Annotated in this window: 17 protein-coding genes and 1 pseudogene; 7 read left to right on the top strand and 11 right to left on the bottom strand. The window is 66.4% G+C overall.

Translation table 11 applies throughout. The features are described from left to right. Positions 1-281, top strand: a pseudogene (locus WS96_RS16375) (amino acid permease); the annotation flags it as partial. Positions 282-605: 324 nt separating this feature from the next. After that, positions 606-824, top strand: coding sequence for a hypothetical protein (locus WS96_RS16380; RefSeq protein ID WP_059833818.1), 219 nt, complete (start codon positions 606-608; stop codon positions 822-824). A 57-nt stretch (positions 825-881) separates the two neighbouring features. On the opposite strand, the gene WS96_RS16385 is transcribed toward WS96_RS16380, so the two are convergent. From WS96_RS16385 to WS96_RS16415, 7 genes are all read right to left on the bottom strand, one after another. After that, positions 882-1922: a hypothetical protein gene (locus tag WS96_RS16385; protein WP_257128004.1), complete on the bottom strand. Its 1041-nt coding sequence runs from the start codon at positions 1920-1922 to the stop codon at positions 882-884. Positions 1923-2231: 309 nt separating this feature from the next. Further along, complete coding sequence (locus tag WS96_RS16390; protein WP_034206280.1) at positions 2232-2900, bottom strand: MarC family protein; 669 nt, start codon at positions 2898-2900, stop codon at positions 2232-2234. A 251-nt stretch (positions 2901-3151) separates the two neighbouring features. Further along, a complete protein-coding gene (locus tag WS96_RS16395; RefSeq protein WP_059833822.1) occupies positions 3152-3979 on the bottom strand; it encodes a peptidase in 828 nt (275 codons plus the stop codon). After that, positions 3976-4776 (bottom strand): transglutaminase family protein, encoded by an 801-nt coding sequence (locus WS96_RS16400; protein ID WP_059833824.1) that lies wholly within the window; start codon positions 4774-4776, stop codon positions 3976-3978. The genes WS96_RS16395 and WS96_RS16400 overlap by 4 nt, the downstream gene beginning before the upstream one ends. Before the next feature lie 12 nt (positions 4777-4788). After that, entirely contained in the window at positions 4789-5736 is a 948-nt protein-coding gene (locus WS96_RS16405; RefSeq protein WP_034205681.1) for an alpha-E domain-containing protein, read from the bottom strand. A 61-nt stretch (positions 5737-5797) separates the two neighbouring features. After that, positions 5798-7207: a circularly permuted type 2 ATP-grasp protein gene (locus WS96_RS16410; protein WP_059833826.1), complete on the bottom strand. Its 1410-nt coding sequence runs from the start codon at positions 7205-7207 to the stop codon at positions 5798-5800. Between the two features lie 118 nt (positions 7208-7325). After that, positions 7326-7841, bottom strand: coding sequence for a hypothetical protein (locus WS96_RS16415; RefSeq protein WP_155294398.1), 516 nt, complete (start codon positions 7839-7841; stop codon positions 7326-7328). Positions 7842-8710: 869 nt separating this feature from the next. On the opposite strand from WS96_RS16415, the gene WS96_RS16420 reads away from it, so the two are divergent. Together WS96_RS16420 and WS96_RS16425 are read left to right on the top strand one after the other, a co-directional pair. Continuing rightward, positions 8711-9100 carry a fucose-binding lectin II gene (locus tag WS96_RS16420; protein ID WP_059833828.1) on the top strand — a complete coding sequence of 130 codons (390 nt, stop codon included), beginning with the start codon at positions 8711-8713 and terminating at the stop codon, positions 9098-9100. Positions 9101-9224: 124 nt separating this feature from the next. Then, entirely contained in the window at positions 9225-10052 is an 828-nt protein-coding gene (locus WS96_RS16425) for a fucose-binding lectin II (protein ID WP_059833831.1), read from the top strand. 74 nt (positions 10053-10126) lie between these two features. On the opposite strand, the gene WS96_RS16430 is transcribed toward WS96_RS16425, so the two are convergent. The 4 genes from WS96_RS16430 to WS96_RS16445 form a co-directional block, all read right to left on the bottom strand. After that, on the bottom strand, positions 10127-11881 hold the full coding sequence (locus WS96_RS16430; RefSeq protein WP_179949949.1) for a ShlB/FhaC/HecB family hemolysin secretion/activation protein: 1755 nt from the start codon (positions 11879-11881) through the stop codon (positions 10127-10129). A 323-nt stretch (positions 11882-12204) separates the two neighbouring features. Further along, on the bottom strand, positions 12205-15030 hold the full coding sequence (locus WS96_RS16435) for a two-partner secretion domain-containing protein (protein WP_082720273.1): 2826 nt from the start codon (positions 15028-15030) through the stop codon (positions 12205-12207). 667 nt (positions 15031-15697) lie between these two features. Then, positions 15698-18997 carry an autotransporter outer membrane beta-barrel domain-containing protein gene (locus WS96_RS16440; protein WP_059833837.1) on the bottom strand — a complete coding sequence of 1100 codons (3300 nt, stop codon included), beginning with the start codon at positions 18995-18997 and terminating at the stop codon, positions 15698-15700. Positions 18998-19482: 485 nt separating this feature from the next. Then, positions 19483-20673, bottom strand: a complete 1191-nt coding sequence (locus tag WS96_RS16445; RefSeq protein WP_257128006.1) for a M23 family metallopeptidase — start codon at positions 20671-20673, stop codon at positions 19483-19485. Positions 20674-20697: 24 nt separating this feature from the next. Between WS96_RS16445 and WS96_RS34530 the strand changes: the two genes are divergently transcribed. From WS96_RS34530 to WS96_RS16455, 3 genes are all read left to right on the top strand, one after another. Beyond that, a complete protein-coding gene (locus tag WS96_RS34530) occupies positions 20698-20970 on the top strand; it encodes a hypothetical protein (protein ID WP_257128007.1) in 273 nt (90 codons plus the stop codon). A gap of 186 nt (positions 20971-21156) precedes the next feature. After that, positions 21157-22026, top strand: coding sequence for a mechanosensitive ion channel family protein (locus tag WS96_RS16450; protein ID WP_059833841.1), 870 nt, complete (start codon positions 21157-21159; stop codon positions 22024-22026). A 286-nt stretch (positions 22027-22312) separates the two neighbouring features. Continuing rightward, on the top strand, positions 22313-22735 hold the full coding sequence (locus WS96_RS16455) for an NUDIX hydrolase (protein ID WP_059833843.1): 423 nt from the start codon (positions 22313-22315) through the stop codon (positions 22733-22735). Positions 22736-22948 lie beyond the last annotated feature (213 nt).

Below are 22948 nucleotides of genomic sequence, written 5' to 3' on the forward strand. Positions count from 1 at the left end.
CGATCTGCGGCTACGCGAACCTCGTCTACGTCGGCGCGGGCGCGAACCTGCAAGGCGAAGGCACGCTGCGCAACGGGCTGATCGCGATGCTGCTGATCGTGCCGGTGTTCCTCTATCGCCACTACTGGCAGGACCGCGGCCGCTTCCCCGCGCAGATGCAGCGCGACATGGCGCTCGACGTGCCGAAGCGCGCATGGTGGCTGAATGCGATGCCGTATGCGGCGTTGATCGGAGCCGCGCTGACGATCGGCGTGTCGCACTATCTTGCGTGGGGGCTTTGAGCGTCGATTGCCCACCTGCCGAATCATCCCAGTCCGATAGGCCGACGGTGCCTTCGACGATAAGCTTGTTTTGCGCGGTACCGGATCGACGGCGCTGAGCGCGCCTCACCGGGCAACGCTCACGCGATTCCGGATCTCGCGCACCGTCCGCCTGCGACGGCTTCGATGCGGGCGCTCGATGGTGGCCGGTGGGCGCGGCCACGCTTTGAAGGGCGCTGATCTTGCTGCAACTCGATAACGCTGCCATATGCGAGCGTCGAGCGTCCGCATCGGAGCCTGTCGCGCGTACGCCCCACCGCCTTACCGATCTCGCTCGGAGTCGACATGAACTCACGACAGACGACATTGCAAGACGGCGAATACTGGGCCGCCTGCAAGGAACGCAACGATCTCGCCGCGGCCGTCAACGGCCACGGCGCCGTGTATCCGCGCGCGCGGATGACCGTGCGCGACGGCGTCGCGGTGTTCCATCGCGGCGGCGACACGCTGTGGACGTGCCGCGCGCACTACGCGTTCGCGAATTTCACGATCGACCCGGCGTAGCGCGTCGACTCGAACGGACCCGTACCGGATACGGTCGGGTGCGCCGGGTCCGCGCTGCTACGCAGCCGTCGGCTCCGGTCTCAGCAGCGGCGCAAGCGCGCGTGCCTGCGAATGCCGGCGTATCGTTCTGAGCGCCTCCGCCTCCAGCAGCCGACGCCGTGAAGTATTCCGGACCAGCTCGACGCATGCGTCGACCAGCCCGTCGTATGACGTTGCATGGAATCCGCCCGCATAGTCGTCGTCGACCGCCGTGGTCGGCGACACCTCGCCGACTACGGCCTTGCCGTTCGTCATCAGATAGAACACACGCACGATCTCGAAGATGTGGGATGCGTAGTGATGCAGGTTCAGCACGACTTTGGCACGCGCGACGTACGCGTCGCGCGCTTGGCCGTAGACTCCGCTCACGACACCCACTGTCAGACCGCGCGCCCGCAACGCGTCGAGTATCGCCGCTCGCCGCGGCCCGATCGTGCCGTAGAACAACACGTCGATGTCCTGTTCTACGTCATGCGCAACACGACGCAGCTTCGGATGGAAACCGAGTTTCAAGTAGCGTGCATGCCCGATGCCCAGGTGGCGCAGCTTCGCGATGTTCCGCTTGCTGTAGTCCCACGTCTCGTAACGAGCGGTCCAGCGGTAGATGTTCTGGTTCCACGGTTGTTCGTCGACATGGAGCTGCTCGGTATTGACGATTATCGTGTCGTTCGGGACGTGCCCGGTCGCGCCGGGATCGGCAAGATGGCAACCGATCACGATGTTGCGCGCGCCCGCCATCATGTTGTTCTCGCTGAAGCTGACGCCGTGACCGAGATCTTCCAGCCCGTAAGCGATGACTTCGGCGAGTTCCGTGAACGCGCCCGAATGCGCGTAGCCCTCGGGCCGGGCGATGCAAATGTTGTAGTGCACGACGAGACTCCCGTATCGCCCGGCAGGTAAGCGGTGAATCGCTGTGGGCCCGGCTGTGATGAACGAATGCAGCCAAAACGCGGAGATTGGCGACCAGGTCGTTCGGCACCAATCCAGTCCGCGATCACCGGCCATCGGCGACGCGCAGCGTTCGGCCGAACGACTGCCCGCAACGGCACGTCGGGCCATGCGCCCGGCATACCGTGCGGTGACGATGTCGCCGTTCGCCGCGGGGCGATCGCGACGCCATAGCCAACGCCACTTTAGGCATTCCTTCGCAGCGACTAAATCGGACCAGTCCTAATCTTCACCGGGTTGCTGTCGATCTCCCCGCGCCCGCATGCCGGGCTCCGCGCGCCCTATCGGGCCGTGTCGATCGGAGCCGTCCGGCGGCGATCGGTGCCGTGCATCGCCTTTTCGACCGTCGACGTTCGACGCCGCCAGGGCGGGCGTCAGCTGCCGCGCGACTCATATCGGCGAATGACGGCTGCAGCACGCTCACCCCGCCTGCGCGCCCACCGTACGGACGAACTCCGACACGCCCGTCAGCATGATCTGCACGCCCACGCACAGCAGCAGGAACGCCGACACGCGCATGGCGACCTTCGTCCCGTCGGCGCCGAGATATCGGGCGAGCGTCGTCGCGCGGCTATAGATCTGCCAGATCGCGAGCGCGACCAGCGCGGCTACCGCCACCGAAATCACCCCCGACATCAAATAGTCGGCCACGCCGCGCGTGCGGTTCGCGTGCAGCGCGATACCGGCCGCGATCGAACCGGGGCCGATCGTGAGCGGCACCGTCAGCGGAAAGAACGCGCGCGACATCAGGCTTTGCAGATCGCCGCCCTGCGCCGGCGCGGAGCCGCCCGGCACGTCGGGCGCATTCAGCATCGACCAGCCGGCGACCGCCACCGCGAACCCGCCGCCGATCCGCAGCGCCTCCATCGAGATACCGAAGAAGTTCAGCACCGGCGCGCCGACGAAGAAGATCACGAGCAGCGTGCCGAACACGTTGATCGCCAGCTTCTTCGTCAGTTGCGCACGCTCGGCTTCCGTCAGCGACTGCGTGCGCTCGAGAAACACGAAAGCCATGCCGATCGGATTGATGATGCCGACCAGGCCCGTGAAGCCGAACAGGATTTCAGGAATCAGTCGTTCAACCGACATCGTCACCATGGTTCTCCGTTGACGTAGCGTGACATGACGCAAAAAAACGGCCGCTCGACAGGAGCGGCCGCAATCGCAGATCGTTTCCACGAAGCGGCAGGGGCCATGCCCGGCGCCTCGTGGAACTGAAATTGTCGTGGAGACGAAGGGGAATCGGAATCAGTCGAGTCTGATTTTGCGGTGCCGGGATGCCAGCCGCGAATCGCCGCGCTCGATGGAACGGCAACGCACCGCGCGGGAAAGCGGCCCGCCTACTCGCCCCCTCGCGCGCACATCGTGCTCGTGTCGCCCTCCGCGCCGTCCCGCAACGCCGTCCGCCCCGGCGCCACTTTCGGCGGCGCCACCGTGCCCACTTCCGCCCACGGCAAATTCGGAATCTCGTCGAACATCGCCCGCTGCCGCTGCGCCCACGTCGTATTCAGCATCCCGTAATAGGGATCGTGTTCGTCGAAGGTCGCGAACTTCGTCGCGCTCAGCGTATCGCGCTCGTACACCAGCAGATCGACCGGCAAGCCGACCGACACGTTCGAACGGATCGTCGAGTTCATCGAGATCAGCGCGCACTTCGTCGCGTCCGCGAGCGACATCGCTTCGCACAGCATCCGCTCGATGATCGGCTTGCCGTACTTCGCTTCGCCGATCTGCACATACGGGCTCAGCGTCGACGCCTCGATGAAGTTGCCGGCCGCATAGATCTGGAACAGTCGCGGCGCCTCCCCGCGCACCTGCCCGCCGACGATGAAGCTGCAGTTGAAATCGACGCCGAATTCGCGCAGCGATTGCGCGTCGCGCGCGTGGACGGCCCGCACCGCGTCGCCGACGAGCCGCGCCGCATCGTGCATCGAGCGCACGCGCCAGATCGACTGCGGATCGGTCTTCGGCTGCGACGCCAGATGCTGCGTCACGGCCTGCGTGATCGCGAGATTGCCGGACGACAGCAGCACGACGACCTGCTCGTCCGGTACCTCGAACAGCACCATCTTGCGGAACGTGCTCACGTGATCGATGCCCGCGTTGGTGCGCGAATCGGACAGGAACACGAGCCCTTCGTCCACGCGCATCGCGACACAGTACGTCATTGCGCGCCTCCTGCCTGCACGTCCACCTTCACGTCGAGCGATTCTTCGCCGCCGCCGATGCGCATGCCGCGCACGGGCGCCGCCGCTTCGTAGTCGCGCCCCGTCGCGACACTGCAATACGCTTCGCCCGCGAAGCGCGCGTGCGTGACGTCGATCGACACCCAGCCGATCTCGCGCACCCATACGTCGACCCACGCATGGCTCGCGGCATGCTCGACGTCGCCCGCATCGAAATAGCCGCTTACGTAACGCGCGGGCACGCCGCCGGCGCGACAGCATGCGAGCATCAGATGCGCGTGGTCCTGGCATACGCCGTGGCGCAGCGCCAGCGCATCGGCCGCCGTGCTCGTCGCGGCCGTGACGCCCTGCCGGTACGCAACCGTGCCCGCGATCCGCTCGGCCAGCGCGACGAACGCATCGGGCCCGTCGCCCGCGCCGAGCGGCACGGCGAGTTCGCGGATCGCGTCGTCGGCCTCGGTGAGCCGCGTCGGGCACGTGTAGTGCTCGACCGGCACGGGCCCCGGATCGAGCCCGAGCCGGCCGTCGTCGAGCGGTTGCGTGTCGATCGCGCCGTGCGCGTGCAGCGCGATCTCGGTCAGCGGCCGCGTGACGACCAGCGAATGCAGCGCGTTGCCGTATGCGTCGGTCGATGCGTCGAGCGCGCCGGGCGCGGCGATCCGCCAGCCCGCGACGTACTGCGACGGCAGCGTAGGCGGCGTCATCCGGATCTGCTGGATCGAATAGGTGAGCGGCGCCGAATAGCGATAGATCGTGTCGTGTCGGATGGTCAGATACATGGAAACCTCGATTCAGCTCGCGGACATCATGAAGGCGCGCGAGACCATGTTGCCGAGCGCATAGACGCGCTCGAGCGATTCGTTCAGGAACGCGTGCAGCCCCTGCGCGCGGATCTTGCGGATATCCGCGTAGTGCAGTTCCGCGCGCAGTCGGCCGGCCTCGCGTTCGCATTCGGCCGACGCGGCGTTCTTCAGCTTGTCGAGCGTCATGCAGAAATCGTCGATCGCCGCGCGCAGCGAGCGCGGCATCGCGGGGTTCAGCAACAGCAGTTCGGCCACGCGCTCGGGTGTCACGACGTCGCGATAGACCTTGTGATAAATCTCCATGCCCGACACCGACGTGAGAATCGACGTCCAGTAATAGAACTCGTCGATCTCGTCGGGGGTGTCGGCCGTCGCCTGTTCGATGTCGAGAAAGCGCACGTCGAGCATCCGCGCGACGTTGTCCGCACGCTCGAGAAACGTGCCGAGCCGCGAGAAGTAATAGGCGTCGTCGCGCATCGCGGTGCCGATCGACACGCCGCGCGCGAGGTGCACGCGCGACTTCACCCATTCGAGGAACCCATGCGGATCGGACGCGAGCGCATCCGATCCGAGCTGCTCGACGCACTCGATCCACGTGTGGTTGATCGTCTCCCACCACTCCGTCGTCAACAGGCCGCGCACCGCGCGCGCGTTCTCCCGCGCGCTGCGCAGGCACGCGTAAATGCTCGACGGGTTGTCGCGATCGGCGACCAGAAACGCGATGACGGTTTCCGGCGCGGGTTCGCCATGTTTCGCCGCGAACGCGGGTTCGAGTTCGACCGAGCGCAGCAGCGCGCGCAGCGTGCGGCGCTGCCGTTCGGCGCCCTGCGGCAGCAGCAGCGATTTGAGATTGATGTCGACGATGCGCGCGGTGTTCTCCGCTCGCTCCAGATAGCGCGCCATCCAGTAGATATGATCCGCGGTGCGGCTCAGCATGCTGCCTCCTGTGTCTTGTGATTCCGGCCGTCGCTCCATCCGGCGGCCCTGCGCTTCGGGCTCAGCCCGCGACCCACGTGTCCTTCGTGCCGCCGCCCTGCGACGAATTCACCACCAGCGAGCCTTCTTTCAGCGCGACGCGCGTGAGCCCCCCCGCGACCATCTTCACGGTGCGGCCCGACAGCACGAACGGACGCAGGTCGATATGGCGCGGCGCGATGCCGGCTTCGACGAAGGTCGGGCAGGTGGACAGCGCAAGCGTCGGCTGCGCGATGTAGTTGTCCGGCTGCGCGACGAGCCGCGCGCGGAACGCGTCGATCTCGGCCCGGGTCGCGGCCGGGCCGACGAGCATCCCGTAGCCGCCCGCGCCGTGCACTTCCTTGACGACGAGCTCGGGCAGATGCGCAAGCGTGTACGCGAGATCGTCGGGCTTGCGGCACTGGTAGGTCGGCACGTTGTTCAGGATCGGCTGCTCGCCGAGATAGAACGCGATCATGTCGGGCACGAACGGGTAGATCGACTTGTCGTCGGCGATGCCGGTGCCGATCGCGTTCGCGATCGTCACGCGTCCCGCGCGATACGCGCCGAGCAGCCCCGGCACGCCGAGCGCCGAATCGCTGCGGAACGCGAGCGGATCGAGAAAATCGTCGTCGAGCCGGCGATAGATCACGTCGACGCGCTTCGGCCCGTGAGTCGTCCGCATGTACACGTGCCCGCCGTCAACGAACAAGTCCTTGCCCTCGACGAGCTCGACGCCCATCTGCTGCGCGAGGAACGTGTGCTCGAAATACGCGGAGTTGTACATGCCCGGCGTCATCACGACGACTGCCGGATCGTCGACGCCGTCCGGCGCACTCGCGCGCAGCGTGTCGAGCAGCAGGTCCGGATAATGCGCGACGGGCGCGATGCGGTTGCGCACGAACAGATCGGGAAAGAGCCGCATCATCATCTTGCGGTTCTCCAGCATGTACGACACGCCCGACGGCACGCGCAGGTTGTCCTCGAGCACGTAGAACGCCCCGTCGTCGCCGGCCCGCACGAGGTCGACGCCTGCGATGTGCGCGCGAATGTCGCGCGGCACCTCGACGTTCTGCATTTCGGGCCGGTACTGCGCGTTCGCGTAGATCTGCGCGGCCGGCACGATGCCCGCGCGCACGATGTCGCCGCGGTGGTAGATGTCGTGCAGGAACCGGTTCAGCGCCTCGACGCGCTGCCGCAGGCCGGCTTCGAGCGTGCGCCAAGCGTCGGCCGGCACGATGCGCGGAATCTGGTCGAACGGAATGAGCCGCTCGCCGCCCGATTCGTCGCCGTTGACGGCGAACGTGATGCCGACCCGCCGGAACATCAGATCCGCTTCCGCGCGCTTGCGGCGCATCGTGTCGTCGGTCTGCTCGCTCAGCCAATGCTGGAACGCTTCGTAGTGGCGCCGCACGGCGCCGCCTTCGAGATGCATTTCGTCGTAGAACTGCATGCGGGTCTCCGTTTATGGTTGGATGCGCCGTCGCCGGCGCACGGCGAAGCGTGCGCGGGAAATGGGCGGGGCATGCGACCGGCGGGCGGCCGGTCGTTGGAAGAAGGCGCGGGCGGCGTCAGGAGTCGGTCGGGCGCGCCGGATACATCGGGTGAAGCTCGGCCTCGCCGCGTCGCTGCGGCCGCAGGATCGGGGCCGATGCCTGCCGGCGGATGTCGATGAGCCACGACGCCAGCTCGGCATCGGTCATGCCGAGCGCCTTCGCCGTGTCGGACGACGCGTCGGGCTTGCGCGGATAGCGCGCCTTGGCGTGAGCCGCCGCCAGCGTGGCCGACTCGCGCGCTTTTCGGCTCGCTTCGTCGGAGCCGCTCGGCGCCGCACCGCCGGGTGCGGCGGCCGGACGCGCGATGAAACCGGGGTGCGGGGTATTCGCGCCGTCGTGCATCCCGATCGCGGCCGGCCGCCGCAGCTCGTGCGCGTGAGGCGCCGCGACGCACATCGACCCGAACATCGATCCCGCCATCGCCACCACGACGGCAGGGCGCCGGGCACACGGCCCGCACTGGAGCCGCACGCCTGCGAACGGATGCGCGACCCGTGTCGCCAGCCGCCCGATGATGTGTCGATAGCCCATGATGTCCATAGGAGTACGTCCTCGGCAAACCGCACCGCGCTCGTTTGAATGGAAATTCACCGATTCCAGTATCGCGTTCGGTACGCGGGCAAGTAAATCGGACTGGGCTGATTTCGCCGGCACGCGATCACGGCCGGCGATCGGATCCGCCTCATCGGCGACACGGTGATGGATAACTTTCGTCATTCGGACGACCGGAACCGCGGCGTGCCAATCGACACCTTCGGCACGCTCGTCGCAGCGTCGCTCGATCTCCTGCTCGGTCAGTTGCTCGTGTCGTGCATCGCTATCGGAAAGCCGCCGATCGCCGCCGGTTGCGCGGCCGCCGGATTCGCGGCGATACCCGTACCGAACGCGTGGCCACCAGAATCAGCCCAGTCCGATAGGCGCAGGCGCCGCCCGCCGATATGCTTTCGTGGTGCGGCATCGGCGAAGCCCTATTCATGTCGGAGTGAGTCGGTCCACATCTTCGCCGCTTGCCGCACCCTCTCCTTTGCCGTCCGGCTTCGGCGTGGGCGTTCGGTGGTGGTCGGTGGGCGCGGCCACGACAGAGATTGATGGTGTTGAAACGCAACGCTGCCATATGCGAACGCCGAGCGTCCGCTCCGAAGCCGGACCGGCGCCACAACGGATCATTCAAAGAAACGCAATTCGCGTCGATACAATTTATCGAAAACACCAATATCGTTTCATATATTCCATTCAAGTCAATCGATTCGCCGTCAATTTCAATTGATTGAACAATAAATAATCCGCCGGCGAATATTTTTCAATTTATTTTTCGACATGCTTTTCACACCGCGTTTCAAACGGCAAACGTTTGCCTGACGCGGCGAGACGCCTTAAACACCGTTCCTCAGGAGGAAAGCATGGCCGACTCTCAAACGTCCTCGAATCGCGCCGGCGAATTCTCGATTCCGCCGAATACCGATTTCCGCGCGATTTTCTTCGCGAATGCCGCCGAGCAGCAGCACATCAAGCTGTTCATCGGCGACAGCACCGAACCCGCCGCCTATCACAAGCTGACCACGCGCGACGGCCCGCGCGAAGCCACGCTGAATTCCGGCAACGGCAAGATCCGCTTCGAAATCACGGCGAACGGCAAACCGTCGGCCACCGACGCGCGGCTCGCGCCGATCACCGGCAAGAAGTCGGACGGCTCGCCGTTCACGGTGAACTTCGGGATCGTCGTGTCGGAAGACGGTCACGACAGCGACTACAACGACGGCATCGTCGTGCTGCAGTGGCCGATCGGCTGATCGACCGAACGATCGGCAGACAGTCGCGGTCGTCGGGCTGCCGCTTGCGGCGGCGGCTCGACGATTGCGCATCGAATCGCGCACGGCGACTCGATCGAAACCCGTTTCGACACCGGAGACCTTCATGCCCATTCTTTCGACTTCGATCAATAGCGCGCCCGTCCTGACGTCCGAAACGTACGTCGACATACCGGGCCTGCGCCTCGACATCGCGAAGGAAAACATTCGCGACGGCAAGCTGCTGGTCACGCTCAACGTGCCGACGCCGTACGCCACCGGCAACAACTATCCCGGCATCTATTTCGCTGTCGCGACCGACAAGGGCGTGGTCGCGGACGGCTGCTTCACCCATTCCACCAAGGCACCGGAAACGAGCGGACGCATGCCGTTCACGCTCGTCGTCGCGATCGACGTCACGAGCGACGTCACGTTCGTGAAAGCGCAGTGGAAGAGCGTGCGCGGCAGCACGATGCATATCGATTCGTTCGCCAGCCTTTCCGCGATCGGCGAAGCGTCCGCACCATCGCCATCCCAGTCCGGCGGAAACCAGGGCGCCGAAACCGGCAGCAGCGGCAGCGGCGCCGGCAACATCGGCGGCGGCGGCGAACGCGACGGCACGTTCAACCTCCCGCCGAACACCAAGTTCGGCGTGACCGCGCTCACCAATGCGGCGAACGACCAGACGATCGACGTCTACATCGACGACAACCCGCAACCGGCCGCCACGTTCAAGGGCGCCGGCGTCCAGGACCAGAATCTCGGCACGAAGGTGCTCGACTCCGGCAAGGGACGCGTGCGCGTGATCGTGACGGTGAACGGCAAGCCGTCGCGGCTCGGCTCGCGCCAGGTCGACATCTTCAAGAAGTCGTACTTCGGGATCGTCGGCTCGGAAGACGGCACCGATGACGATTACAACGACGGCATCGTGTTCCTGAACTGGCCGTTGGGCTGAGGATTGCGCGGCACCGGGGCGCATGCCCCGGCCATCGCCAGCTCTCATGGCGTGGCGATCCGGGAGCGCGACGCTCAGAAATTGAGCGTCGCCGTGACCCATGTCTGTCCAGCGTCCGGCCGTTGGCCGGCCGGTGCGCCGACCCTGAACGCATGAGACACGTCGACGCGCGCCCGGGCCTTGTACTGATACGACAGCCCCACGCCGTAGCCGCGCGCGTTCCACGTGTTGTCCGCACCGGCCAGCGAGCGCGACTTGTTGATCTGACCGCGGCCGACATCCGCGAACACGCGGGCCGAAAGGCCGGGCACCGCGGCAATCTCCTGCGTCAGATCGACCGACGCGATTGCGCCTTGATCGACGCTCGGCGCGTCGTATCCATAGGCGCGCACCGCATTCGGTCCACCCAGCGACATCTGCTCCGACGGATCGAGGTGCGTGCTCGCGAACTGCGCGCTCATTCGTGCCCGAATATTGGCGCCCGGCCACAGCATCTGCGTGAAATCGGCGGAGCCGCCCCACTTCACGAAGCGTCCCTGCGTGGACGGATCGCCCAGTCCGACATCGAGCTGTTTCACGTCGCCGGCATCGACCGTGAACGCATATTGCAGCCCGTTTGCCCGCCCTTTCCAGTCGCCGAAATGCGAGCCGTTCAGCGAGACGCTCGCCACGTTCGAGCGCCGGCGAAACGCGTAGGAAAAGAACGAGTCCTTCAGCAGCTTCCGGTTGTACGCGACACCGACACTCAGATCGTCCTTGGGCGTCGATACCAGCGGATGCCTGACATACGCGCCGATCACGTCCGCATAACCGTCGCCCAGATCCTGCAAGGGGCCACCCAACGCATATTGAACGCGAGAGTACTGAACGCCGCCGCGCGTTCCCGCGCCGCCCAGCGGGACATCGTACGAAGCGAGACCGATCCACGTCTTGCCATGCGCGCCGTCCCGATCCTGAATCGCGGACGGCGCATTGTAGGCCAGCACGCGCGCGCGATCGCCGATGCCCAGCGGGCTGTTCGCCGTCACCTGCGCGCCGACCCGGTAGCGTCCGGTACTCGGCGATCCGCCGTTGTCGGCGACCGCCGTCGCTTCGATGGCCGGTTCGGGCGCGACGTCGAGCACCACGCGCGTGCCGCCCTCGGTCTCGCCTTGCGTCAGCATCGGCGTCACGGATGCGACACCGGGCAATGTGCGCGCGATCTGCGCGGCGTGCTGCACGTCGCTCAGATCGGGGCGCGTGATCGCGAGCAGCGCAGCCCCGCGCTTGCCCGCACCCGGCACGACGCGCTCGAGCGTCGCGTCCGACACACGCGAGCGATTGTGCAGTTCGATGCTTTCGACATGCCCGCGCACGACCGTGAAACGCACGACTCCGTCGCGCGCATCCTGCTCCGGCAGGATCGCGAACACCAGCAAGCCGAGCTGCCGACGCAGCAGCGCGTTGAGCTGCATGCGCACCATCGTGATCTGCTCGAACGTCAGATCGCGGCCTGCCGCGCTCGCGAACAGCCGCGCGACGTCGCTGTCGAGCGGTTCGCCCAGGGCTTCGTTCAACTCGAAGCGCGTGACGTGCAGCGTCGTCATGCCGCTTCCGGCGGCGCGTGCGCGCTCGTCGACGACCCCATCGTCCGCGCCGTCCTGCCGGCGCACGCCGTCGACGCCGGGGGACAACAGCGACTGATTCTGCTGCAGCAACTGGCCCGCGTTCCCGGGCGGCTGCAAGGTCTGCCCGTCGGCACGAGCGGCAGCGAACAGCAGCAACGCGGAGGCAGAGATGCGCGCCGTCGCACCGTCCATGCGACGACCCATGGTTAACGTCGATTTCATGATGAGTTCCGCCAACAAATAGCCGCAAGTCAGGCGCGGACGCCTGCTGCGGCTTCCGGTCATGCGGCGCTTCGAGAGATTCAGGATGCGACGCCGCAAGCCTGCGTTGCAGCGGATGTGACGGAAATCGAGCGGCGCGAAGCCGTGCATCCGTCGGATGAAGCAATCGCGACAAGCGCCGCGACGACTACCGATGAATTCAATAGCGGGCAGGCGTAACGATCGCCTGCCCCGGAACGCGCGAAGGCGAAGGCGAACGCAAGCGTCGCGTTCGCGTTCGCCCATGCCGCACGGAAGGCATTCCGTGCGGCATGCGGCGCGGTTTATCGCGACGTGCTGATGTTGCTCATCGACAACTGGCCGGACGTGTTCAGCGGCCCGTCCTGCACGTACGTGGCGTTATCGCCCACACCCTGCACGGTCGCATCGCCGTTGATCGTCGCGCCGGTCGATGCGATCGCCACGCGCCGGCCGGCCAGCGTCACGCCGTAGTCGGGGCCGACGTTTCGCGTGCCCAGCGTGGCGCCGTTCGACAGATTCAGGTCGCCGGTGCTGGCCAGGCGGATGTTCTGCCCTGTGATCCGGCCGCGGATGTTGACGATACCGCCCTGGTCGCCGTTATCGGCATTGCGGCCGCTGATCAGCACGTCGCCCCGGCTCAGGCCGGTTGCCGACCGGCTCGCGTTCGACCGGTTGATCGCGTCGATCTGGCCGCGGTTGCGCGCCACCTCCGCATCGGCCGCGCCGGATGCGTAGGCCTGCAGGCTCGCATAACCGTTGTCGGCCGTGATCCGGCCGTCGTTCGCCACCAGTGCGCGATCGGTCGCATCCGTCACGTCGACCTGGTTCAGGCTGCCGTCCGCGTTCAGCGACATCGTTGCGCCGCCGCCTGCGGCCAGCGCGACGTTGCCGTTGCCGCTCGTGATCCGTCCGGACGCGAGGTTGCTCGCCTCGCGGCCGATCAGCGCCGCGCCGGTGCGCGACGCGATCGTCCCTTCGTTCCGGACGAACCCGCGCTTGGCCGGATCCATGTTGAAGCGCAGCGCGCGCTTCTGCATGAAGTCGTCGTCCGACGTGTCGGCGGCCGCCAGCGTCACGCCGTTCGCGTTGATCGTCGCGTCCTTGCCGACCACGATGCCGTCCGGATTCAGCACGAAGACGCGGCCGTTCGCGTTCAGCGCGCCGTCGATCGACGTGACCTTGCCGGATGCCACGCGGTTGAGCACGGCTGCATTCGCATTCGGTTGCCGGAAATTGATGGCCTCGTCGCGTGCGATGTCGAAATCCTTCCAGTTCACGACCATTCGGTCGGTCGACTGCTGCACGTCGGTGACCTTGCCGTCCTGAGCGATGGTGCCCGTGCCGGCAACGATCGAACCGCCCCGGCCCGGTTGTACCGGATCGACCGGATCGACCGGCACGACGGTCGCGCCGTGTGCCTGTCCGGGTGCGTAGTCGCCCGGCGCGTAGTAGGTCGACGAATTGGCGGAGTTCGCGACGGCATAACCCGACGGTGCATGGACCGTGCCGTTGAGCGTCACGTGACCGTTCTCGCTGGTCGTGACCCGCAAATACTGGCCCCCGCGCAAAATCCCTTTCGGTGATTGCTCGACGCCTTGATCCCCGTAAAACAGGACGTGCCGACCGTCAACCACGCCGTCGACCCGAAGCACACCACCGCCACCTTCGCTCGTCGATATGAACAATGACCCGCCACGCCCCACGTCAGGCGTCGTCACCGCACCGGCAATATTCACGTTCTTGCCCGTCAGTCCCCCGACACCGCTCACGCGAACATGTCCGTCGACATTCAGGTCGTTGCCTGCATTCAACTCGACTTGTTGAGCATCGACCGTACCCGTTCCGGTAACCGTAAGATCACCTGCCGCTCTCGCCATCAGGAAGTCGGGCGTCGTCACGTCGGCGAGTGCGATCTCGTTCGCGGAAAGATCGACGCGGCCTTTTGCGTACAGCAGTCCGCCGCTCTGAGCGATCCGATCGAATCCCGAAGCGCTCATGGCACCGTCGGTCACGACCAGATCACCCTGCTGAAGATAAGTCGCGTCCGTTCCACTTCCGGTGATTCTCAACGTGCCATCGGACATCGCGCCGTTCGACGATACGGTAACCCGATTGGCATGTACGGCCGTATCGTTTCCGCGTCGCGTGCCATCTTCGGCGCGAGTATGCAGTGTCGCGCCGTCGAGCGTCACGCCTGAACCGCTGACGAAGACATCGCGCGCGCTGATATTGCCGCCGAAACGAATATCCGCGGTCCTCGGCGTGTCGCCAGTGGCGTAGACATTGACCATGCCCACGCCCTCCTTTGCACCCAGCCCCGAAAGCGACGTCGCTTCGAGGTGGCCGGTATTGCGTACGACTTCGGCACGCAACGCATCGGTCGTATAGCCTTCGAGTCGCGCCCAGCCGTTCTGGGCCGATACCACTCCGTCGTTGGCCGCCAACGCATTCCGCGCACCTGCGCTGACGTAGACGGAATCCATGTTGCCGTCCGGACCGAGCTGGAGCATCACCTTGTCACCCGCCTCGAGCGCGACGTTGCCGTTCCGGGCCGACACGACCCCGTCCGGGCCGTTGATCACGCGCGCGCCCGCCAGCAGCGCGCCACTCTGCGTCACGATCGAGCCGTCGTTCCGCACGGTGCCTGCCGCGCCGTTGTCGTTGTGCAATGTCATTGAGCGATTCGCCATGAAGTCGCCGTCCGACACGTCGGCAGCGGACAGCACCACGCTGTTCGCATTGATCGTCGCGCCCTTGCCGACCACGATGCCGTTCGGGTTCACGACGAACACGCGCCCGTTCGCGTTCAGCGCGCCTTGAATCGACGTCAGGTCGCCCGACTGCACGCGGTTCAGGATCGCGGCATTGGCGTTCGGCTGCGCGATGTTGACCGTCTCGCCCTTGCCGATGTCGAAATTCTTCCAGTTGACGACCATATTCGACGACGCCTGGTCGATCTGCGTGTTCGGGCCGTTGTGCGCGATGCTGCCCGCGCCGGCTGCGATCGTGCCGCCTTGAACCGCATATGCGTGGCCGGCCGCAATCAGCGGAATCAACACGGCGAGCGGCTTCAGCACACACTGGCGTGTACGCCTCGTATTCAATTGCAAGGACTGCTTTTCATTCATTTTCCTGCTTCCTCATCTGGCCGATCACGGAGCGGATTCCGCACGCATCGATTTTCTCCGTTGCATCGGGCCGAAAGAGCCGATTGGATGCGGAATCCCGGCATACGACATACAGCGACCGATGCAATCGCTTGATGCTACGCAGGCACTTTCGGCGGGTCCATCGGACTGGGATGATTCGGCGCGCGGGCGCACAGTTGTTGACATTTCCGCGACGAAGATGCGGCGATGGCGGGACGATTCAGGTCATGCAATCGTCGAAGGCGCGCGGGAACGACCCGCGGCCGATGGTGCCGAGGAGAGGAAACACGGAGAACGATGGGTCTTCGATTCGGCCGACAGACCTGATGGTTCGTCGCGACCGGCGTGGATTCGGACCGGGCTGATTGGCCTGCGTCGCCCTTCGGGCTACGCTGTCGACGTGCGATTCCGGTTCGACGAGCGACTGGCGATCGGGGCTTGCAGCGCAGGCTTCGACAGACGGCCGTCCGGATACCGCGCACGGTCCGGCTGCGGCGCGGGCGTTCGATGGTGGCCGGTGGGCGCGGCCACAGGGTTCAAACGCTGTTGTGCTCCAAACGATACGCTGCCAGATGCGAGCATCGAGCGCTCGCGCCGCAGCCGGACCGCCCGCAGTCGTCCGCCGCGGCGATCGACGCGCCGGGCCTCACCACGCCCAGCGCACGCCCGCGTTCCCGGTAATCGTGCGCTGGTGCTCGCCGCCGAGGTTCGTCAGATAGCTGACCGTCGCATACACGCTGCCGCGCTTCGTCAGCTGCGCGACGAGCCCCGCGCCGATCTGCCCGGCCGTCTGCCCCACCTGCGTGCCGAGCGTCGTCGTGCCGCCGAACGTCGTCTTGTCGTCCGTGCCGAACGAGCGCAGCACGTTCAGCCGCAGATACGGCTTCCAGCTCACGCCGTTCGCCTCGAACGCATATTGCAGCCGCGCGCCGATCCGGCCGAGGAACGTGTTGCCGTTGTTCCAGGTGACGTCCGACACGCCGTCGTTGAACTTGCCCAACGACAGCCATTGCCACACCAGCTGCGCCTGCGGCTCCAGCGTCAGCCCGCCGCCCAGCGCCACCGGGAAGCCGGCTTCCACGGAACCCGTGAATGCATTGCCGTCCGTCGAACCGTTCACGTGGTCGTTCGAATGCGTGCGCACCGTGAGCGCGCTGCCCATCACGACCGCATCCGTGTACCAGCCGCCCGGGCCGATGTGCGTCCAGTAGCCGCCGAGGTTGTATGCGTTGACCTGCAGCGAACCCACGCCCATGTCCTGCTGCGCGAGCGCGAAGCCGTTCACATCGCCCACGGCACGCGAGAAACCGAGAAAAAAGCCGTAGTGATTGCGATGGCCGCTGGCGGTGGTGTCGGCATACAGGTCCTGCCCGATCTGCATCCCCCATACCGTGCCGTCGAACGACGGCGTCACGTCACCCTTCTGCTTGATGTCGCCGTGGCCGCCCCACACGCGCGCCCACGACGCAGGCACCGAACCGTTCTCGGCCAACAGCCCCTGTTCGCCCTGGCGATCGTGGAAGGTATCGATCTGCAGCAACCCGAGCTGCCGCGCGACAGCCGGCGCTTCCGCGTACAGCGGAACTTCGGGACGGTACACGGGTTCGGACGTGCCTCCGGTGCCGGCATGGTCCACAGCTTCGACGATCGATTCGGGCGTGCCTTCGGCCGGCGTGATCGGCGGTTCGGTCGGCGGCGTCGGCTGACCTGGCTGCACGACCGGTGGCTCCGGCTTTGGTGGCACCGTATTGCGCAGATACCAGCTTTCGCCGGTGCCGTTCGATGCGCCGCCCTTCGCGAGAAAATATGTATAGGCGCCTGCGCTGACCGATCCGCCCGACAGCGAGAACGCGCTCGCGCTCGTGGTCGCGCCGTTCGTCGCCTGCACGACCTGGATGCCGTCGGCCACCGTCTGCGCACCCGCACCGCCGACGTTCGTCACCTTCAGCGTGCTCGCACCGCTCGCCACGCCGCCGCTGACGATCAGCTTGTCCGACGGTGCGCCGTCGCCGGCGAGCGTCGTGTTCAGGGCGATCGTCGCGTTCTGCCCGACGTAGTTGCCGGCGACCGTCAGCGTGTTGCCCACGCCGCTGCCGCCGAGCTGCGCGAGGCCTGCGTTGGTCAGGCTGCCGTTGATCCGGAAATTGCCGGTCGCGCCGCTGGCGAGGCTCGCGAGCGCATTCCCGACCGAGAGCGTGCCGTTGTTCGTCACGTTGCCCGTCACGCTGCCGTAGCCGCCGAGCGTGGCGCCCGCTGCCACCGTCACCGGCCCGCCGCCGCCCAGCGCCGCCGATGCGCTCGTGCCGTCGCCGACGACCACGGTGCCCGCATTCACGTTCGTGCCGCCTGCGTAGCTGTTCGATCCGTTCAACGTCAGCGTGCCGCTGCCGAGCTTCGTCAGCGAACCGGCGCCCGTGACGTTCTGCGCGATCGTGGAATTGAAACCCTGCGTATCGATCGTGCCGCCGTTCGACGTGATCGACACCGCGCGGCTCGCCGCGAGATCGAACGCGCTGCCGAGTTGCAGCGTGCCGCCATTGAAGATCAGCGATCCTGACGAAGCGCCGAGCGCGTTGTCGGCCGCAACCGACAGCGTGCCCTGCGTGATCGTCGTGCCGCCCGAATACGTGTTGCCGCCGGTGGCCGAGGGCGAGACCGTCAGCGTGCCCGCGCCGGTTTTCTCCACCGCGCCGGAACCGCCGATCGTACCCGTGTACGTGCCGGCGCTGTCCTGCTGGAAGCGCACGAGCCCGTTGTCGGTGACGGACAGCGGCAGATTCGCTGCATTCGCCTGCAGCGTCGCGCCTGCGTTGACGGTCGCGACGACCGACGCCGTCGTCGTGCCGAGCGTACCCGTGAGGTTCAGCGTGCCGCTCTGCACGAGCGCGGTCGAGAACGTGCCGGTGCCGGCCCACGTCCAGTCGGCGCCGGCCATCGTCAGGCTCTGGAAATTCGTGAATGCGTTCGACGCGGTGCCCGTGCCCTGCAGCGTCACCGTGTTGGTACCGGCGCCACCGTTCGCCGTGCCGACGATCTGCGAGCCGGTCTGCAGGATCAGCGTCACGTTGCCGTTGCCGCCCTGGATCGCGGTGCCGCCGCCGCCCTGGATCAGCCCCGCGTTGGTGATCGTCGTCGCACCGTTGGTCGAGCGCACGCCGATGCCGTTGTTGCTGATGATTCTGCCGCCGGCCTGGTTCGTGATCGTCGCGGTAAACGAGCTGCCGAGCGTGTTCGACACGACCGCGTCGACGCTGCCGCCGCTCGTCGCGGTGCCGGTAGTCTGGATCGTGCCGCTGTTGACCAGCGTGTCGTTGTTGCCCTGCATGTAGACGGCCGGCGCGTCCTTGCCGTTCGACGTCAGCGTGCCGCTGTTGGTGATCGTACCGTTGCCGCCGAGCAGCGATGCCGCGCGTGCGTTGCTGCCGGATGTCGTCACGGTGCCCGTGTTGACGATCTGGTTGCCCGACGCGCCCGGGTTGCTCTGCCCCCACGCGGCCGTCATCCCGTACGCGTTGTTGCCGGTGGTCGCGATCGCGCCGTTGTTGACGAGCGTGTTGTTGTTGCCGTTCGCGGCCATCCCGTCGTTGTACGCGCCCGTCGTCGAGATCGTGCCGCTCGCGCCGTTCGTGAGCGTGTTGCCGTTGTTCACGCCGAGCAGCGCCGCGCCGCGGTTCGCGACGCCCGTGCCGTTGCCGGACATCGACACGCTGCCGTTGTTGGCGATCGCGCTCGACGTGTCGACGGAGAACGGCGTCGGCGTGGCGCTCAGCACATAGCTGCCCGTCGCGGTCGCATCGAGATTGATCGTCACGTTGGTACTGCCGGCCGTGGCCACGACCGAAGGGATGCCAGCGCCGGAACACGTGACCGTCGCGCCGCTGCCCGGCGCCGTGGCCGAACACGCCGCATGGACGCCCACCGGCATCGCGCCGGTCAGGATCGCCATCCCACCCAAACCCAGGTGCCTCGTTTTTCTTTTCATCGTTCCGCCGGCCTTTATTGATGATGTTATTGCTATCAATCGGTACGTGAAACGCGTTATAGCACCTGTCTCGAAATAATCACAAGAACCAAATGAGATATATCGACAATCAGAGGTCGATTAATTTCGTACTGGGAAACAATGAAGGAAAATTTGCTGCGTCGCAGAAAAGCGGGATATCTGCAAACTTCGCGGGCTGGCCAAACGGAAACCGGTGAAATTTACCGGGCTGCGTTGCCGCATCGAAATGCCGATCGCGTTGCAATCCGAAACGATCGGAAAATTTGACATCGTTCGTCGAACGATTCACTGCGTACGGGTCATACGCCATTCAGCGATGTTGCTTCGCATGATGTCTTGCCGTGCGAATTCGGGCGCACCGGCGAACCGACGCGCGAATGCGCGATCGCGCACGCCGCCGGCCGAGACGGACGGGCACCCACCGACGCTCAGCCTGCGCTCGGCGCGACCGTCGCCGACATCGCGACCGACTGTGACCACGCGGCCGACGCCAGTTGCGTCCGCGCGGCATGCGTCGCACGGTTGAACGCCACGCGCCGTTCTCCCTTCAGCTTCGCCGCACGGGCCGCCTGTACCAGTTCGATCGGGTCGACGAGACGGTCGTGCCGCCGCACCTCGAAATGGAGATGCGGGCCGGTCGCCGTACCCGTGCTGCCGACCGCGCCGACACGCTCGCCGCGCACGACGCGCGCGCCGACTCGCAGCGTCGGCTCGAACGCCGACAGGTGCGCGTAGTACGACGCGTAACCGTCGTCATGACGAATCACCACGTACTTGCCGAAGCCGCGCGGCTCGGTGCCGATGAACGTCACGACGCCGTGCGCCGACGCATGGACGGCACGACCTGCCGGCGCCGCGAGATCGACACCCGAATGCACGTGACGCGCACCGCTCACCGGATGCACGCGCGTGCCGAACTGCGAGCTGATCCGCGTCGCCGCGACCGGCATCGCGAAGTGTGCGCCGGCGAGCGGCATGCCGTCGAAGTCGTAATAGGCGCCCGACGCGTGTGCCCCTGTTGCGAACCACACACCTGAAACCCGCTGGCCGCGGAAACGGACGTCGAACGCCGTCGCGCGCACGCGGCCCGGCGCCGCCGCACCGTCGTCGGGTTCGTATGCCACGCGGAAGGTGTCGCCGACCGCGCCGCGTTGCTTCGCATCGATACGGCCGGCCAACGCGCGCAGGACCTGCGCGGCAACGCCGTCGGGCAGCTCGGCGAGTGCAAGCGACGCCTGCAGCGTGCCATCGATCGCACCGGCTCGCGCGCCGCGATCGGGCTGCGCGAGCACGAACGGTTCGGCGGAAGTCAAATCGACGGGACGCCGCTCGAATGCCGCCGACGATCCCAGCACGCGCAGCGGCGACGCAAGCCCGTAATCGAACCGGGTCGCGTACGCGCGTTCGACCGCACCGCGCGCCGTATCGCACAGCACGCGGTACGCCACGCATGCGCCGAAGCGCGCGACAGGGTCGTCGCTATCGCCGCTCGACGAGAAGTTCGATGCATGCGGCGCGTACGCGACGTCGAGCGGCGCTGCCGATACACGCAGGCCACCCCACGTCGTGCGCGCGGAATTGAAGAAAGGCACGTCGCCAAGGTCGGTGGTTTCCGCCATCGCGAATGCGAAGGGGGCGACATCGTGAGCGCCCTGAGCTGGCGCGCTCTGGGCGCCGGCCACGCAGGCTGCCGCGATGACGCCGCGCAACAGCGCGCGGTACATCGGGAAACGCGCGACGCCGCATCGGGCGGATCGACCTTGTTCGCGTGCGAGACGGGAACGCAGGTCGAACCGCATGACGTCGTCACTCGCTATCAATGGAAATTCGGGAAAACCGGGTATCGCGGAGGAACAGGCGTCGCGATCCGGCAATATGAAATCGAGTGTATCGGGCGGCTTGAAACGGGCAAATAGGACCAATCCTATTTTCCTTGAACAACGTTTAGTACTGGAACGAAATCCGGATGTACCGTTCATCCGGCACGACAACGACTCCGCCTCCACTCACGCGTGCGAACCATCGCGCGCCGTGCATGGTCGAACGCTGCCTGCGCACGCTCATGCGCGCCGCGCATCGTTTCATTCAACCGGAATCCCGTCATGTTTCTCGATCAACTTCATCCGGAACGCTGGACGTTCCTGTGGAACGCGTTGTCCACGCTTTCCATCAAACTCTGCGCCGCAGTGGCGCTGCTCGTCGCCGGCTGGTGGCTGTCGAAACGCATCGGCAACTGGCTGAACCGGCTGCTCTCGAACAAGGAACGCGTCGACGACACGCTGCGGCCGATCCTCTGCGACGTCGCCGTATGGGGCATCCGCATCGTCGCGATCGTCGGCGCGCTGTCGCAGCTCGGCATCGAAACCGCGAGCATCGTCGCGGTGCTCGGCGCGGCCGGCCTGGCCATCGGGCTCGCGCTGCAGGGCACGATGCAGAACATCGCGGCCGGCATCATGCTTCTGCTGCTGCGGCCGTTCAAGGTCGGCGACTACATCGACGGCGGCACGGGCGTCGCGGGCACCGTCGAAGAGGTCGGGCTCTTCATGACGCGCCTCACGAAGCCGGACGGCATCTGCGAATACGTGCCGAACAGCGCACTGTGGGGCAGCGCGATCCGCAACTACACGCGCAACCCGACGCGCCGCCTCGATCTCGAAGTGGAAGTGTCCGTGCACGACGATATCGATCGCGCGCTCGAGGCGCTGCACGCACTGGCCGTGGCCGATCCCGACGTGCTGCAGGACCCGGCGCCGGACGTGATGGTGATGCGCTTCGACGACAGCACGGCCGTCGCGAACATGCGCGTGTGGACGCATACCGACAAGTTCTGGGCGATGCGCTGGCGCCTCGCGCGCCAGGTGCGCAAGACGCTCGCCGATGCGGAGTGCGCGCTGCCGATCCGCACGCGGGAGCTGCACATCGTGCACGACGCGGAGCGTCGCACGGACAGCACGCGCGTCCGACGCGTGTAATCGCCGCGGCGGCGGGCGCGCCCGGAGCGCCCCACCGCCATCACGACCACGGCGCCGATTGCCGCGTCGCGGTACGCAACCGCCCCGGGTCGAGTTTCCGCCCGATCCGCCTTCGAATCGGACCCGTCCGATTCACTGCGCGACATCGTCTCGCGACAATGGCCGTGCTGGACGAAACGGTCATCTCGTCCGGCACGCAGTAGCGAACTGTCCTTACCTTGCCGCCCTTCGCGGGCGGCGTCTTTTTGTCCGCCGTTCGACGCGGGCATGAAATCAGGAAACCGAAATGAAAGAACGCGCCACCGTCCTTTGTCGACGCGGCGACCGGATCCTTCTGGTCGCCCGGTTGAATGCCCGCTGGGCGCTGCCCGGCGGCAAGCCGCACGACGGCGAATCGCTGCGCGACGCCGCGCGGCGCGAATTGCAGGAGGAAACCGGGCTCGCGTGCGGCAACGCGCGCTACTTGTTCCGGATCGCGGGCACGCACAAGCTGCATCACGTGTTTCTCGCCGAGATCGATCCGGCTGCGATCGCGCGTCCCGCGCAGGAGATCGCACACTGCGCGTGGATCGACCGCGAATCGCTCAGGTCGCTACATTGCAGCCGGCCGACGCCGACGATCGTCGAGCTCGCGTTCGAGTGGTTGCGGCAGCCGCGCCTCGTGCCCGGTGTAGTCGACCGCGACGTGTTCGCCGATATCGCGGCCTGAGGTCTTCGCCTGCGGCTGGCACGCGATACCGGCCTCCCCGCATTGCATTCTGCCGCTGGCGGGCAGCGCCTTCCTGCCGCTCTTGTACGTGAACACCGGGATCGCGCCGTGAGCCATCGCACGGCGCAGCCGATCAACCTCGCCGGCGAAGCATTGACGTCGGCCGCCCGACGCCCCTGCGCTTCCCGCGAAATCTCGCTTTCCCGCCTCGCC

This window comes from Burkholderia sp. MSMB1835 (assembly GCF_001526365.1).
In the GTDB taxonomy this organism is placed as follows: domain Bacteria; phylum Pseudomonadota; class Gammaproteobacteria; order Burkholderiales; family Burkholderiaceae; genus Burkholderia.